This is a genomic window from Peribacillus sp. YIM B13482 (assembly GCF_042787975.1).
Classification (GTDB): domain Bacteria; phylum Bacillota; class Bacilli; order Bacillales; family DSM-1321; genus Peribacillus; species Peribacillus simplex_A.
The window spans coordinates 1-15,644 of the sequence record NZ_JBHZPF010000074.1; the positions used below are offsets into that span (position 1 = coordinate 1).

General features: G+C 38.4%; 10 protein-coding genes and 1 pseudogene. 9 read left to right on the forward strand and 2 right to left on the reverse strand.

The window, feature by feature from the left end; all coding sequences use genetic code 11:
• The first annotated feature begins 193 nt into the window (after positions 1-193).
• Together ACFX4L_RS22930 and ACFX4L_RS22935 are read left to right on the forward strand one after the other, a co-directional pair.
• On the forward strand, positions 194-1,378 hold the full coding sequence (locus ACFX4L_RS22930) for an MFS transporter (protein ID WP_377406302.1): 1,185 nt from the start codon (positions 194-196) through the stop codon (positions 1,376-1,378).
• A gap of 191 nt (positions 1,379-1,569) precedes the next feature.
• Positions 1,570-6,234, forward strand: a complete 4,665-nt coding sequence (locus ACFX4L_RS22935) for a hypothetical protein (protein WP_377384853.1) — start codon at positions 1,570-1,572, stop codon at positions 6,232-6,234.
• 112 nt (positions 6,235-6,346) lie between these two features.
• Here the strand turns inward: ACFX4L_RS22935 and ACFX4L_RS22940 are convergent, their stop codons facing one another.
• The gene (locus ACFX4L_RS22940; RefSeq protein ID WP_377384851.1) at positions 6,347-7,276 is read right to left on the reverse strand and encodes a glycine-rich domain-containing protein; all 930 of its coding nucleotides are present in this window, start codon (positions 7,274-7,276) and stop codon (positions 6,347-6,349) included.
• Positions 7,277-7,484: 208 nt separating this feature from the next.
• Here ACFX4L_RS22940 and ACFX4L_RS22945 point away from each other — a divergent pair.
• Together ACFX4L_RS22945 and ACFX4L_RS22950 are read left to right on the forward strand one after the other, a co-directional pair.
• Positions 7,485-7,604: pseudogene (locus tag ACFX4L_RS22945) on the forward strand (excisionase family DNA-binding protein); the annotation flags it as partial.
• A gap of 313 nt (positions 7,605-7,917) precedes the next feature.
• Positions 7,918-8,790, forward strand: coding sequence for a type IIL restriction-modification enzyme MmeI (locus ACFX4L_RS22950; RefSeq protein ID WP_289321016.1), 873 nt, complete (start codon positions 7,918-7,920; stop codon positions 8,788-8,790).
• A 142-nt stretch (positions 8,791-8,932) separates the two neighbouring features.
• Here ACFX4L_RS22950 and ACFX4L_RS22955 read toward each other — a convergent pair whose 3' ends face one another.
• A complete protein-coding gene (locus ACFX4L_RS22955) occupies positions 8,933-10,321 on the reverse strand; it encodes a cytochrome P450 (protein WP_377384849.1) in 1,389 nt (462 codons plus the stop codon).
• A 732-nt stretch (positions 10,322-11,053) separates the two neighbouring features.
• On the opposite strand from ACFX4L_RS22955, the gene ACFX4L_RS22960 reads away from it, so the two are divergent.
• The 5 genes from ACFX4L_RS22960 to ACFX4L_RS22980 all read left to right on the forward strand — a co-directional run bounded on the left by ACFX4L_RS22960 (position 11,054) and on the right by ACFX4L_RS22980 (position 15,538).
• Positions 11,054-11,287 carry an excisionase family DNA-binding protein gene (locus ACFX4L_RS22960; protein ID WP_061461713.1) on the forward strand — a complete coding sequence of 78 codons (234 nt, stop codon included), beginning with the start codon at positions 11,054-11,056 and terminating at the stop codon, positions 11,285-11,287.
• A 626-nt stretch (positions 11,288-11,913) separates the two neighbouring features.
• The gene (locus tag ACFX4L_RS22965) at positions 11,914-12,933 is read left to right on the forward strand and encodes an AI-2E family transporter (protein WP_061461714.1); all 1,020 of its coding nucleotides are present in this window, start codon (positions 11,914-11,916) and stop codon (positions 12,931-12,933) included.
• Between the two features lie 329 nt (positions 12,934-13,262).
• A complete protein-coding gene (locus ACFX4L_RS22970; RefSeq protein ID WP_377406305.1) occupies positions 13,263-14,084 on the forward strand; it encodes a transporter substrate-binding domain-containing protein in 822 nt (273 codons plus the stop codon).
• Positions 14,085-14,162: 78 nt separating this feature from the next.
• The gene (locus ACFX4L_RS22975; protein WP_377384845.1) at positions 14,163-14,819 is read left to right on the forward strand and encodes an amino acid ABC transporter permease; all 657 of its coding nucleotides are present in this window, start codon (positions 14,163-14,165) and stop codon (positions 14,817-14,819) included.
• Positions 14,816-15,538, forward strand: a complete 723-nt coding sequence (locus ACFX4L_RS22980; protein WP_317778133.1) for an amino acid ABC transporter ATP-binding protein — start codon at positions 14,816-14,818, stop codon at positions 15,536-15,538. Before ACFX4L_RS22975 ends, ACFX4L_RS22980 begins: the two co-directional genes overlap by 4 nt.
• The last annotated feature ends 106 nt before the right edge of the window (positions 15,539-15,644 follow it).

A 15,644-nucleotide genomic window follows, 5' to 3' on the forward strand; every position in this document is an offset into this window, starting at 1 on the left:
GTATCGAATGAGAATCGTCTTTTTTTAATTTGATTTACCGTACTAGTTAGAAAAACGTGAGTTTTTCAGCAGCCTCGTGTCATACTGGGCTTTTCTTTTGATATATATTTAGGTACACGAAATAAATCATTCGCTTATTTTAACCATTTTTAGTAAACTGGCAATGACTATTTTAATTAGAAGGTGAAGGGATATGAGGGAAACCTTAGTGGATGAACGGGTAAGAGGGAATGACAAAATCTGGACACGTGACTTTATCATGATCTGTTTGGCAAATCTATGCATCTTCATGGGATTTCAAATGACGATGCCGACCCTCCCGCTGTTTGTTGAGCAGCTTGGTGGTGATGACCGCCTGGTGGGGGCTGTCCTTGGAATCTTTACTTTTTCGGCCTTGCTTGTTCGGCCAATTGCCGGCAGATTATTGGAAACGAAGGGAAGGCGAATCGTTTTTATTATCGGGTTAGCCATTTTCGCATTGTCCGTGGGTTCCTTCGGTTTTATGGGCAGCATCGGCTTGTTATTCATGATGCGGATTGTACAGGGCGTCGGCTGGGGATTTTCATCAACGGCTTCAGGAACAATAGCTTCCGATATAATCCCCGCGAAACGGCGTGGTGAGGGGATGGGTTACTACGGTTTGTCGGGTAACTTAGCATTGGCATTCGGTCCATCATTGGGTCTATTTCTAGTTACGGTCCTTCCGTTTCAAGAGTTGTTCTTGATCTGTTCATTATTAGGATTGTTTGCCATCATTTCAGCATCATTTATTCGATATCAAAAAGTGGATAGTGATCCTTCGACGGCAGTGGCAGCCAAAAGGTTCGATATATATGAAAAAAGTGCCCTTCAGCCATCTTTACTCATTTTCTTCATTTCCGTCACATTTGGTGGAATTGCAACCTTCCTTCCTCTTTATACAGCGGAAAAAGGGGTAGATGGAATTCAGTGGTACTTTTTAGTATATGCAATGGCCCTCATGGTCACGAGATTATTCTCGGGTCGATTATATGACCGAAGGGGACATCGGGCAATATTCATTCCTTCAACAGTGCTCATCATGACTGGGATGCTGCTGCTTGCGTGGATGCCGGGTGAAGCGGTCCTTTACATCGCGGCAGTGCTTTATGGATTTGGGTTCGGCTCCGTTCAGCCGGCGCTTCAGGCATGGTCGATTGAAAAGACGGCAGCCAATCGAAAGGCGATGGCGAATGCAACATACTTTTCCTTTTTCGATCTTGGAGTGGGTATAGGTGCTATTGTGTTCGGACAGATAGGCTATCTCTTAGGCTATAGAAGCATCTATATCACGGCAGCAGTCTCGATTTTCATATCAATGATCGTTTATTTATGCATTATCAGGAGCGAGGAAAAGTAAAAATCAATTAAGACTTTGGATGACTTCAGTTGAAGTCATTCTTTTTTTGAGTCGGGAGGAAGACACTGGTTTCCGTTGTTTTATCAGGGTATCATCCTTAATATTTAAAAAATGGAAAAACTTTGTTATTATCAAAAAGAGAATATACATACGATGATATAAGGCCTAATAGAAGGAAGGGGAATCTGGGGATGAATGATTCTTCAAACGAAGAAATGACATTAGAAAGCAGGAAGCGCATTTTCCAAGAAGAGCTGGGTGTTTTATGGGAAAGGCGGCTCATCCCTAAATCAGAATATATCCGGATTAGCAAGGCCTACGAAAGGCATTTCCAATTAGCCCTCTATAAACAAAAGTGCTTAGAGCATGAAAAAAGGAAATCCATTCAAGGACCTGAGACGATTATCGGTGAAAGTCCCGACAAGAAGGTTCAAGATAGCCTGATTGAAGAATCTTCATTGGAATTACTGGAATCTGGTGGATTGAAAAAATCGATAATGAAAGATGAGAAGACCGGATTTGAGCCTAATGAATCAGTTTTGGAGGATAGTCTTGAACCTATCAAGGGAATCCCTGAAAGGACACCGGTTATTGAACAGCAGGAAATCAAGCGGGAGAAACCAGCAAAACCAGTAAAACCGAAGAAAACACCTGAGCAGATCAGGGAACGGAATATCTCTGTCATCCTGCTTACGGGGGTCATATTGCTTCTGTTCGGCGGGGTGATTTTGGCAACCTCTTCATGGGGGGATTTGAATGCAGTCCTGAAAGTTTTCTTCATTGGAATGGTATCCGGCATTTTTGCGGGAATGGCCTTCATCGCTTCAAAGCTGAAAATTAAACAGACCGCTTTTGCATTCCTGACGCTAGCGGGTTTATTTATCCCGATTACGATTTTATCAGCTTCATATTATCGGATTTTTGGAGAGTACCTTTCACTTAATGGTGGGGGGCGGGGGCTTCTGGGGTTTCTTGGAGGATTACTCTGCTTAGCCATTTATTTTAAGATCGCTGACTATTTTAAGTCGAAAATATTCATATTCATTTCCATATTCACGTTCGGTATTACCTGCTATTTCGGTTTAGCTTTTGTGACGCCGACTATCGAGTGGATGTTTTTGACGATTGGCATTCTTAACTTAATACTTTTATGGAATATTGAACAATTGAAAAGTCAAAAAGCCTTAACGATATTCAAACCATTCATTTTTCAATTCATCCAGTTTAAGATCATCGTGGAGGCCTTTGCGATCTTGACGTTATTTTCAAGTAACTTTGTCTATTCGCTAACGTTGATGGTCTTTTCTGTTTTGTTTTTAGTTTTTTCCGTTAAATTCCAAAAGAAACATTATGAAATGGCTTTTAGTGCCGTTTTCACTTATGGATATATCCATTTTGTTTTTAATTCATTTTTAAGTGAGTACGTGGTCATTGCTTTTGCACTTGTACCAATCATTTTTACAGCTCTTTCAAAATATCTGGCCAAATTCAAAATGAATAAGCTTTCCAGGAATTTCATGTTTACCAGTTTGATTGAGAGCGGGATTGTCTTCCTATATATAAACGCAATGGTGTACCAGGAAAACTATGCGCAAATATTCATCGCGCTCATGATAGTATCCGCACAGCTTGTCTATGTTTCCCTTCAATCGAGAAATTCAAGCTTCACGTACCCGGCGGTTGTTGTTTTCAACTTAGCGTTCGTATATCTTTTCTTTGCCTTGCCAGTCTCTTTTTCTACCGTTTTAAATCTGATTTTTATCCTTCAGGTCATTCAATATCTTGGATTATATTTATATAACCACCCAAGGTACAGCCTGTTTAGGAGGAGTATCTTACTTATCTCCCCAATGATCATGTTAATGATACTGACCAGTAAATTCAGCGAGATGGATTGGCTTGCAGTTAGCGCCGCCCTCGCCATGATCTCTGGACTTTTCTTCATCACATATATAAAAGACGATACAAAGCATATGAAGGAAAACGCCATTTACGGATTTCCAATCACTTTCGTTCTGGCTTTGGTTGCTTTCTATCCATATTTGTTGGAAAGTTTAGAGTGGGCCCGTTCAAATATCCCGGTCAGCCTCTATTTAATGGGGGTTTCCCTGATTTCCATCGGTGGGGCTTACACATTAAAAAAGGGATATCATAAATTCTTTCCTGTTTTTGCATATAGTGGTCAGATTCTTTCCTTCCTTTCCTTTTTATGGATTCCGTTCAATTCACTGAATCCTTTAGAGGCAAGCGGAGTGATTGCCGTAGCTGCTGCAATAAATGGTTGGTCCGTCCATATACATCGGAAGCACATATTCTGGGTGCCTGTCGTGATTTCAAGTGCCGGCTTATATGCTTCGCTCTACGATGTTTTTGATTTTGGTTCAATGGTGTTGAAGATTGCGTTCGTGCTGACCGGCCCTATTATCTTTTTCCTTTTAGGGGAATGGCTTGGGAATTATTCGAAAAATGGGAAACAGTACTTCATTTACGCAAGTCACCTTGCCAATATACTGGCGATTCCTGTTGGATATTTGCTCATTGTCAATACGGAAAGTTCACCGTTCCTATATACTGCACAGCTGTTGATCTATATTTTGAGTGTTTGGCGGGCACATGTGAAATGGGAAAAATACGTTTTTACGTACCTAGGGTTTTCAGTTCTTTTCCTACAGGTCCACTTATTTTTGGCAAACATGGGGCAAATGGTATTCATTACATCAATATGCTTGATGATAACAACTGGAATCATAACCATTCTGTGGGCGGTTTCCAATAAGAATTGGAAAGGCATCATGGAGTATTACCTTATTCCATTCATTCATTTAGGCATAAGCATATCCATATTGGAAACGGCAATCCGGGATTTTCCGCTTGACTGGGGATTGGTCTGGGTCGGGGTGATGACTGTACAGTTCTTGTTTACCTGGTATCTGCTCATGAAAAGGAATTGGCGGAACTATGTAGTGGTTCCTCTAAGCCTGGCGTTCATTTTTTACAATATGTATGTAAATACATTACCCCTGATTATGACGATTATCGTATTATTTTTATGCACGGCTGTGATGGTGTTTGCCAGCAGTCGCCATTTCAAAGGATTGGTCAGCCAAGAGGAATCGAAGAGATTCATTGATTATTATAGGATTTATGGCTTGTTATATCTATGTACTCTGAATCTGGAAGTGTTTACGAGCGATACAGGTTCTGCGATTTTGGGGATTTTTGTTTCCCTGCTGTTGCCTAGCTACTTCATCTTGATGAGAAGGCTCACGATCTATAAGAATGAAAGAAGCATTTACTCAGGGATAGCGGCCATCATCGGAATTTTTCCGTTTATCATGATCAAAGACTATGCACATACACTCCCAATCTTCACGAGTTTGGCTGTTCTTATTGGCTGTATGGCAGGAATGTTGTTGTTGAGCAGGCTGTATTCCAGCGGGTTACTCAAGAAAAACGGATCAGGCATCACCAGCTTTGATCCCTTCAGAATCTATGGTTTATTCTTTATGATCGATTTGAATGTAGAGGTTTTTAATAAAACTGATCAACTGTTACTCAAAGTCTTTGTATCGCTCTTGTTAACCGCTTATTTCATTTTCCTGAGAAGCTTCACAAAGGAAAAGCAAGAACGGAAAATCTATTCCAATATTGCTGCTATAGTCAGTCTGTATCCTTTCCTAATCATCGTCATCTATGCCGACAGCCTCTCTGTTGTAATGGGATTGATGGTCCTTTTCAGCTGTATGTTAGGAATGCTATTTTTAAGCCGACGTTATTTCACTGGATTAATCAAAAGGGAAGAAACAGGTATAACCATCGATGCATACAGAGTATATGGCCTGCTATTTTTACTTGCCATGAATAGGGGAGTTGCAGTAACTGAAACACCAAGCCAGTTACTCCAGGTTTTTGCATCACTCTTGATCACGGTTTACTTCATCCTGATTGGCAGTTTCACAAAGGATGTAAAAGAAAAGGGCATCTATGTTTGGCTGACGGGAATTCTCAGTTTGTATCCGTATTGGACCATCATCATGTATGCGGACACGTTACGGCCTTTCGTTGAAACGACAATCCTTTTTGGGTGTACGGCCATGATGGTACTATTAAGCAGGAAATTCTTTAAAGGCATGCTGAATAAAGGCGGGGCAGGACTTCAATTGGATTTTTACAGAGTCTATGGTCTGCTGTTCCTTCTTGCCATGAACATGGATGTTTTGACTGGGGAACCACAATTCATTCTCGAAATCATCGTGGCACTTCTGATTCCGGCCTATTTCATTTTAATGAGAAGCACGACGACAGGAACGATGGAAAGAAAAATCCAATTGGCTGCAGCGATATTGTTCAGTCTTTATCCCTATTGGGTCATCACCGATCAATTTACGATACCAGCGGTACTTGAGGTGGAGGTAAATATTCTGCCGCTTTTCATTATCAGCACCATTCTGCTGAGGAAAATCTTTGTTAAAGGAAAAATCACACAATATATTGAGATTGGTATTGTTTCCCTCCTGTTTTCAGTTTTGATCATTGATGCAATGGCGGGCAACACCTTATATGATGCGCTCATTATCGGAACAGTGTCATTGGCTGCTATGCTCTTTGGATTCATGATGAAATACAAATCCTATTTCATCGCTGGAACTGGCACCATTTTATTCAATGTCTATATGAATACCAACTCGATGTGGGGCGAGATGCCCTGGTGGCTGTATTTAATCATCGGCGGAGGGCTCCTTATCGGGATTGCATCTCTCTTTGAATGGAAAAAACAAAAAGACAACCGGACATCGAAGGAGGTTCTTGAGAAAAATAAACAAAGGATCAAGAATTGGTTCAATCGTTGGAATTAATTAATCGTATTGTTAAACCACTGTAAGGTTAATGAAGAAGAAGCGCTAAGCGGCGTTACGAATAATAGAGCATCAAAAAAACGCTTGGATTTTCCAAGCGTTTTTTTGATGCTCAAGACGAACAAGAGCTGCATGAAGAACAGCTAGAAGAGGAATCAGAACTGCTGTCATGGGAACTGTTATGATCACCACCATGAACGGCATGACCGGATTCAGAGGAAACCGCGGTCGGTTCTTTCCCAAAAATATCTTTAAATTCACTGTCAAAATCATCGGTGCTGGCATAAGTGAAATAGGCAGGAGCTGCGTAGTCCGTCTGGTTGTAATTTTTCTGCCAATTCAATTCTTTCAAGGGACGATTTTCTTTAAATTGGGAAGTGAAACATTCAAAGGTCCGTTCCGCTTGGGCACTTGTCGGTTTTCGCATATATTTCTCTTTTAACTGCTCCAGTTCCATCGTTTCAAAATCGCGGAGAAACGTTAGCCCTTTATCATGCTTGAAAAACTTGCCCCATTTTTGGATTGAAGGGGAGTCAACCGTAAATAGCTGTATATAGTAAAAGTCAAAAAGAGTGCGTTCTTCAGGTTTGAAAACGGGTTGTGAATGAGGATGGTGCTGAATGGCCCTACCGATGAAAGTCTGGCAAAACTCATTATATTCCTGTCCATAATCCAGCATGATATGCCACAACTCATCGATGACTGAATTAAACATTTCAACTTTTCCAAACACAGCAGCCATAATCAAGTAGCGTTTCAATTCACGCCATGCCTGATTGACCCTTATCTGTGAATCCCTTGGATGCTTCAGTCGGAATTCAGTATTGACCTTTTCCATATAATCGATATCCAGTGCTTTGTTAAGCTTTTCTATCAATGCTTCTGAAACGATTTCCGTTGCATGCAGATCTAAAGTTTCCGCATGGTATTTACGGAATTCATTTTGATAGCGTTCCAATTTTGCCGGCTCACTTTGCCTTTTCATGAAATTGACCAGGAAAACAGCAAAAATTGCCGCGAGAATGACATAAAAGAAGGTCATTTTGTTCACTCCTCTTAATCTATGGATATATTACTTTAACATTATCTTACATGTTATTGGAAGGGATTGTAAGTCATTACTGTGATTTTTAACCCTGAAACGGGATGCGTCCTTTTTTTGGTATGGAAGGGCTATTTAATTGCAAAGATCAAGCACTTCAAATAATGCCTCCAATCTAGTATAGTTAGTAAGGAAAAGGGGTGAAGGCATGTACTTGACAGTAAAAGAGACTGCGGAATATTTATCGATGCCGGAATCTTATATAGAAAGTTTGATCGTTCAAAATAAAATTCGCACCGTTCATGACGGTGAGCAGGTATATAATAACATTTAGACAAAACTATGTTATTCCCTTTAAAAACCTTTAAACACATTGATGTGTCTGGGTTTTTAAGGGGGTATTTTTTTATCTAATATTTTGAAAATTGAGACAGAATATAAACTTTATGCTATTCTTAATAGGGGAATATACGTTTGTATTTTGGGCAGGAGGATAGAAAATGGATAGCAAAATAACCAACAATAATACAAATAAAGTAATCGAGGTATTATAAAGCTGTACAATATATGCAAGATACATTTGTTAGGACAACATTTGTATCCACAAATAGTATAGTTCAAGGTGAATAAACACCTATTTTATGGAAAAAATCATTGGAGAATATGGCATAGTGATAGATTTTGCTTACCGGTCTTTTGTCTGGACCAATGAGGCAAAAGGAAAGGCTGCTGTCCATTGTGTAATAATAGGTTTTTCAAAAGGTACCCTCAAGAAAAAGAAAATTTTTGACGGTGACGAAGTAATACTTACCCAAAATATCAATCCTTATCTAGTAGATGCTCCTACTGTGTTTATTGAAAGCAGGAAAAATCCTCTCGTGAATGTTGCTAAAATAAATTATGGAAGTATGCCCATAGATAATGGATTTTTGATACTATCGAATGATGAAAAAAAACAGTGTGTAGATGAGAATCCCGACACAGAAATCTTATTAAAAAGATATGTTGGCGGTGACGAACTAATAAATAATAAAATTCGTTGGTGTTTATGGCTCAAAGATACTCCAGACCCCAGATTAATTCGGAAATCAAGATTTATTATGGACCGGATTAGAAACACAAAACAATTTAGAGAAACCAGTAAAAGAATAGCTACTAATAAATTAGCTGATTATCCTATGCTATTCGGTGAAATAAGACAGCCTGACAGTCAATATATAGCTATCCCAAAAGTATCATCCGAAAGAAGACGTTACATCCCTATATCAATTGTTGAACCTAACGTAATTGCAAATGGGAGTTTACTAATTATTTCTGAAGCCAATTTGTATAATTTCGGCATATTAACATCAAATGTACACATGGCCTGGATGAGGACGACTTGTGGTCGTATGAAAAGCGATTATCAATATTCTGCCAGTGCTGCCAACAGAAACATGAAAAGACCGCAATGCTTTCTTGAAGAAGAACATTGCAGCCTTTTGTTTCTTTGTTTCAGAGGTGAAAATAAATAGTGAGTTCTTAGAAATCTATAACGTGATATTATGACTCCTACGAAAAATCTGCTAAAAATGGTCACTGAAAGAATAGGGTCTTCTAAAATGGCCAACACACCCAAATACTCCAAAGCCAAATGGCTGCCATAAATCCATATTACTAATCATCAATTAAGGGTTCACGAAAAGACTCTTTTCTATCTTCGACTATCATGCGCAATCCACGCTTTGGTCTGAGTGTAATAGACGGAAGTGGTTTTACTTCATGATGGTCCGGCGCAAGCTTTATCCGATATCGTTGAGCAATGCACGCTAAAACAAGCACAGCTTCCATCATTGCGAAATGATTACCGATACAAACTCTCGCCCCTCCGCCAAATGGAAAGTAAGCGAACGGAGGTAGAGTTTTCACAAAGTTGTTTTCAAATCGCTCAGGATTAAAAGACTCTGGATTATCAAAATACTCTGGCTTGTGGTGCATCACATACTGACTTAACAAGAGCATATCGCCTTTTTTAAAATGATATCCTCCTATTACCACATCCTCCTCCACTTTCCGTGATACTATATAGCCAGGCGGGTATATGCGCATTGATTCATTGATAATATTTTGTGTGTACGTTAATTTCATATAATCGCCAGGAGTAGGGTTACGATTGCCGATTACGCTATCTATTTCATTGAAAAGTTTAGTTTCCACTTCAGGGTGTTGTGAAAGCAAGTATAAGGTCCAGGAAAGCACGTTTGCAGTTGTTTCGTGACCGGCAAGGAAAATGGTCATTAGCTCATCACGTACCTGCTGGTTTGTCATAGCTAAGCCATCCTCATCATCTCGAGCATCCATTAGAATCCCAAGCATGTCCTCATGTCTCTCTGCATCTGCCCTACGTTTTTCAATAAAGTTATAAATCACTGTATCAAGTCTTTGTATCGAATTTTTAAATTCACGGTTATTTTTAGTCGGAACCCATAGTGGCAATTGAAGAAGTGTTCTCATCCTTTTAACAGCAATTCTCATAGATGCTTCTATAGGTTCCCCGAGCTCGTCATATCCTTCTTTGAGGTTCATACTGAACATGGTCTTGCTGATAATACCGAGAGCAAGGCTCATCATATCCTCCGTAATAATCCGTTCTTCCCTGTTTTTCCAATCGGAAATATAGTTCATTGTTATATCAATCATATCCTGTGCATAATTGCTAATATGAGACCTTTTGAAAGAAGGTTGAATAAGCCTTCTTTGGCGCATGTGAATTTCTTTTTCACTTGTAAGAAGGCCTTCTCCAAGTAATGGTTTTAAAGCATGGAAGTCCTTAGATTTCAAGAAGGATTTTTGTTTTGTTACAAGTACCTGCTTAATTAAATCTGGATTTGAAATGAAGTAAACATTTTGGAAAGGTCCAAAACGAATTTTAGCAACATCTCCATATTCTTTTGCTAAGTGGGTAAGAAAGCCAAGTGTATCTGAAATAAACTCCTTTGAATGGCCAGTAATTAGTCTTCCTTTTGGGCCCTTGGGAGAATCATGTGAAAAATCTGTGTCACTCAATGGTTTGTTCCTCCATTTCGAAATAATTACTTGTAATCATTCTATGAGGAAAGTATAAATTGGTTTGGACAGGTTGTTAAAAAGAAGACTAACAAATATTTTTTTAAAAAAAAGTTTAAACAAATTGAATGAAATTACAAATGTGGATAATGGAGTTAGTATAGTTTCATGGACACATTTTAGTTAAGTCCTTACAATGATTTTTGAGAGGATGTGTCCGTCTTGGAACGTAAGAATACAGGTGAAAAATATAATAATGAATTCAAGAAGACTATTGTTTGAAAAATGTTATCCTTATCCTTAGTAGCTGCTCCAAAATATTTTTTATTGGATTTGAAAACTAAGTTTGATTGTTTATAAAAGACTGATCATTAGTAATTTGTTTCTGGAAGAGATTGGCGATTCGATCAGGAGCTGTCTCGTGATGAACGGGTAGAGGGAGGCTACATCTAATAGGTTAACTTTCACCAAAATTGGCAGCCCTTAAGAGTAGCCCTTTTATGTACTATCAATAAAAGTGACGTCAATAGGTAATTACATACCTGAGACAAAATAAGTCTGTACGTAATTAATCACCGACAGTGTAGTCGCAGGTCTCATTTTACAACAAAAAATGTTTAGTCTCAGTGAATCGTATTGAAGAAGTTTTACTGGCATATAAACTATTTTATGTAGGTTGCTATCGAGCAAAAGAAAGATGTCTATGTTAGCTATGAAGGAGTGACGAATTAATTGTATATAACAGTAGAGGAAACGGCTGATTACTTATCGGTGTCTGTACCATATGTGGAGAAATTAATTTTACAAGGGAAAATAAGAGTTTTGCATGACGGTGAGGGTGAAGTATTGGTCTACAAGGAACAGTTCAAGACCCATTTTGAACAGCTTGAGAAATATAAAAAGTTAGTGGAGGAGTTGGAGAATGAACCAATTCCAGAAGATAAAGATATTAAAGATGAAGACTAATAAAGGCTAATACCTACGTTTATCTAACAACCTTAATGTCAGATCTTCAGCTCGTTACAGGGACATAAAATTATATTTATATAAATTAAAATTACATTGGGAATACAAAGCGTAAACTGGATAAAAACAATTCAGATTATAATAATATAGTTTTATCTAAATGTTATTATATATTCGCCTGTTAATTATTAAGGGTTTTGTCCTTCTTTTAGTTTTATCCCAATTAAAAATACAGTGATATCAAAGATTAATTAGTTTTATCTCATAGTAATTTATAATATACACCCATCATTTGATTTTTAAAGAGCAGTTTAATATGCATCTTGAACAGATGGAGAAGTATAAGAAGCAATTAGCGGATTATTATAACGAGCCCATCCCCGAAGATATCGATGTGAAGGATGAGGATTAGCATCTGCCCATTTGGCAGATGTTTTTTCATGCATGAATGGCAGTGGAATTAAGGAACCGGATGTTCTAAAAAGGTCTTATCTAACGTCCGCATAATGGGGCTTACTGATGATTCAAATAATTTTGTTGTCAATGTAAGGTATTTGTAGTAGAATCCCTCAATTCCGTGTAAAATAGGAATTATCACAGCAGAATGGTAGTTAGGAGATAGGTAAGTGGTAAAAGAGTATTTGCAAAGCGAAGGTTTTTCAAGGTTAATTACATTAATTGTGTTAGTCCTCTTTTTAATAAGCATCGGAAGTATGGTTAATATCGTGTTATTCACATTTGTTTTCACTTTCTTGATGGGAAGGCTGGAGCAATTTATCATGATTCGGCTAAATAAAGTGATGCATATCAACTCAAAGGTTGTTATTAGCTTTTTATATGCAGTCGTTATTTCTTGTTTAGCCATCGTTCTTTATAAATATCTACCGGTCATAACGTTGCAATTTACGGAATTAGTTACACAAATCGTTTTCTTCTTTCAACATCCTCCCGATAGTCGGGTCATTCAATACGCCATTAGTTTAATGAACGAGAACGGATCGCCGCTCGATCTTCAAAAACAGATGAATACGCTTTATCTTTATGTATCTGATTTCGGCAAACTGGCATTACAGATTTTCCTTTCTATACTGCTTAGTCTATTTTTCTTATTGGAAAAAGATAAAATTATTCGTTTTACTTCTAAATTTAAGCGGGGTAAATTCAAATCCTTCTTTATAAATCTTGGTCACTTTGGAGTTAAGTTCATCAATTCTTTCGGAAAAGTAATTGAGGTCCAGTTCTTAATAGCCATTACGAATGCAGTCCTTTCGGTATTTTTCTTATGGATTCTTGGATTTCCACAGTTGATCGGTCTAGGAATTATGATTTTCTTCCTAGGGTTGATTCCGGTTGCAGGAGTTATTATCTCCTTAGTTCCACTTAGCATGATTGCCTACAGTATCGGCGGTATGCCAAAAGTGATTGCTGTGTTTATCATGATTGTTGTGATCCATTCACTTGAAAGCTATATTTTAAATCCGAAATTCATGTCGGCAAAAACAAATCTTCCAACATTTTTCACCTTTATCATCCTATTGTTTTCCGAGCATTTCCTTGGGATATGGGGATTGATCATCGGGATACCGATCTTCATCTTCCTGTTGGATATGTTAGATATTGAAGAGGGGACTAAGGAAGTCCCATGATAATCATTTAAGCAGCGGCCACGCTAATTTGGCCGCTGCTATTTTTGTTCGATTAAACCTTTAGAAAGTTGGCACTATCTGTTTCTAATATAATAACCATTAATTGGAAAGTCTGTGTGTTTACCCATTAAAGCATAATTACGTTTCTAATTTACTGAGTTAATTGATTAAAAATTTATTTTACTAAAGTTAATTGTCCGACTTTTTATTGCATAAAAAAACAAATAAACGTATAATATTCTTGAAAGAATAAACTGAATCTTCTATAAAATTAGATTTATCTGTTTTTTTTAAAAAATAGAGTTTACGAGAGAGAAGAGGGGATTATTTTGAAAAAGGTTTCTTTTTTAGTTTTTGCCATGGTAACTTCTTTGTTATTAGTCATGACAGGATGCGGGAAGGATAAGGAAGTCTCGACAACCAGTAAAGAAGAAGAGTCCAGTGGAAAAACACTCAGGATCGTGACGGACGCCAATTATGCTCCATTTGAATTTCTTGAAGGTGATAAGATTGTAGGATTCGATGTTGATTTCATCAATGCTGTTGCTAATGAAGCGGGTTATGAAGTTAAATTGGAAACCGTTGGTTGGGATCCGATTTTTGTTGAAATTGAATCTAAGAGAGCGGATGTCGCAATTTCTGCGATTACTGTGAATGACGAAAGAAAACAATCTTATGATTTTTCGGTTCCGTACTTTTTATCCACAAACAAGATTCTCGTTCCAGAGAAAAGTGATATAAAATCAGGAAATGAATTGAAAGGGAAGGTCATTGCCGTTCAGACTGGTACAACCGGACAGGAAGCGGTAGAGAAACTCCTTGGAAAAAATCACAAGGACATCAAGAAATTTGAAAATAATAACCTGGCCATTCAGGAATTACTAAAAGGGGGAGCTTCGGCTGTCGTAGCTGATAATACGGTTGTTGAAGAATATGTGAAAAATAACCCAGATCAAAAACTGAAAGTCGTTGAAGATAGCAATAGTTTCAATAAGGAATTCTATGGTCTTATGTTCCCAAAAGGCAGTGAATTGAAATCGGAGTTCGATAAAGCAGTGAATGCCATTTATGAAAATGGTAAATACGCAGAAATTTATAAAGAGTGGTTTGGTACTGATCCAGATATCGAAACATTGAAAGCACAACAATAAAACAAGTGGATAGTAGAAGATTGCGTAACTTTACGTGTGAAGTTACGCAGTTTTTTTGGTCTTTAGGAGGGGAACGGAATGAGTTTTCGCTGGGATATTATTTTTGAATATGCTCCTTTCTTATTAAAAGGAACATTACTTACTATAGGGCTGTCGGTTTCCTCCATCCTCATCGGAACCTTTTTGGGGTTATTGATCGGTTTAGGGAAAATCATGAGAAATAAAATGCTTGCCTTTCCATTTTACTGTTATGTCACGGTTTTTCGCGGAACACCGCTATTAGTTCAAATCTTTTTAATCCATTTTGGCATTGTGCCCTTTTTTACCGGGGAAACGAATGCAGTAACTGCTGGGGTCATTGCTTTATCTTTAAATGCAGCCGCATATATTGCGGAAATTTTCCGTGCGGGCATTCAATCCATCGATAAAGGGCAAATGGAAGGGGCACGTTCATTGGGAATGACCCATACCCAAACAATGATTCATATTGTATTACCTCAAGCTTTTAAACGAATGATCCCTCCGTTGGGAAATGAATTCATCGTATTATTGAAGGATTCATCCCTGCTTTGTGTCATTGCAGCACCAGAATTAATGTATTGGGGGAAAGCGATGGGGAGTCAGTATTTTAAAGTTTGGGAGCCATATTTGGCATGTGCCTTCATTTATTTATTCCTGACCCTCATTTTAAGTTTCGTATTAAATAGACTCGAAAGAAGGTTGAAAACAGAATGATCAAGGTCGAGAATCTAAAGAAGTCATTTGGGGAAAATGAAGTATTGAAAAATATCAATGCAATCGTTGCACCTCAGGAAGTAGTGGTGGTAATTGGGCCTTCTGGATCGGGTAAATCCACTTTCCTTAGGTGTATCAATCAACTTGAAACGATAACGGGAGGCCATATTTTCATCGAGGGACTTGATACGACAGACAAGAAGGTCAATATCAATAAAGTTCGAACGGAAGTTGGCATGGTATTTCAGCATTTTAACTTATTCCCACATAAGACTGTTCTTGAGAATATTATGCTCGCGCCTTTAAAGGTCCGCAAGATTTCCAAAGAACAGGCTTCCCAAAGAGGCATTGAACTGCTTAAGAAAGTGGGGCTTGCCGAGAAAGCAAACGCATACCCGGATTCATTATCGGGGGGACAAAAGCAACGTGTGGCAATCGCCAGGGCGTTGGCGATGGAACCCAAAATCATGTTATTCGATGAGCCGACTTCCGCTCTTGATCCGGAAATGGTCGGTGAAGTCCTTGAGGTCATGAAGCAACTGGCCAAGGAGGGCATGACCATGGTGGTGGTGACCCATGAGATGGGGTTCGCAAAAGAAGTTGGCGATCGCGTGATTTTCATGGATGAAGGTTATATTATCGAAGAAAATATCCCCAGTGAGATTTTTGATAATCCCCAGCAGGGAAGAACCAGAGCCTTCTTGAGTAAAGTGCTATAATTACGCTTTTTTAAAAAAACCTTCCGTTAATGGGGCTGTTGACAAAATGGGGGAGAGCTTTTGCTCCTTCCCCATTTTGATTTTTATCGTTAATTACTTGTTTATT

What these genes read in the sequence shown, in the direction of transcription:
- ACFX4L_RS22930 (WP_377406302.1), top strand. Translation starts at nt 194, where the DNA reads ATGAGGGAAACCTTAGTGGATGAACGGGTAAGAGGGAATGACAAAATC.
- ACFX4L_RS22935 (WP_377384853.1), top strand. Translation starts at nt 1,570, where the DNA reads ATGAATGATTCTTCAAACGAAGAAATGACATTAGAAAGCAGGAAGCGC.
- ACFX4L_RS22940 (WP_377384851.1), bottom strand. Translation starts at nt 7,276, where the DNA reads ATGACCTTCTTTTATGTCATTCTCGCGGCAATTTTTGCTGTTTTCCTG.
- ACFX4L_RS22950 (WP_289321016.1), top strand. Translation starts at nt 7,918, where the DNA reads ATGGAAAAAATCATTGGAGAATATGGCATAGTGATAGATTTTGCTTAC.
- ACFX4L_RS22975 (WP_377384845.1), top strand. Translation starts at nt 14,163, where the DNA reads ATGAGTTTTCGCTGGGATATTATTTTTGAATATGCTCCTTTCTTATTA.
- ACFX4L_RS22980 (WP_317778133.1), top strand. Translation starts at nt 14,816, where the DNA reads ATGATCAAGGTCGAGAATCTAAAGAAGTCATTTGGGGAAAATGAAGTA.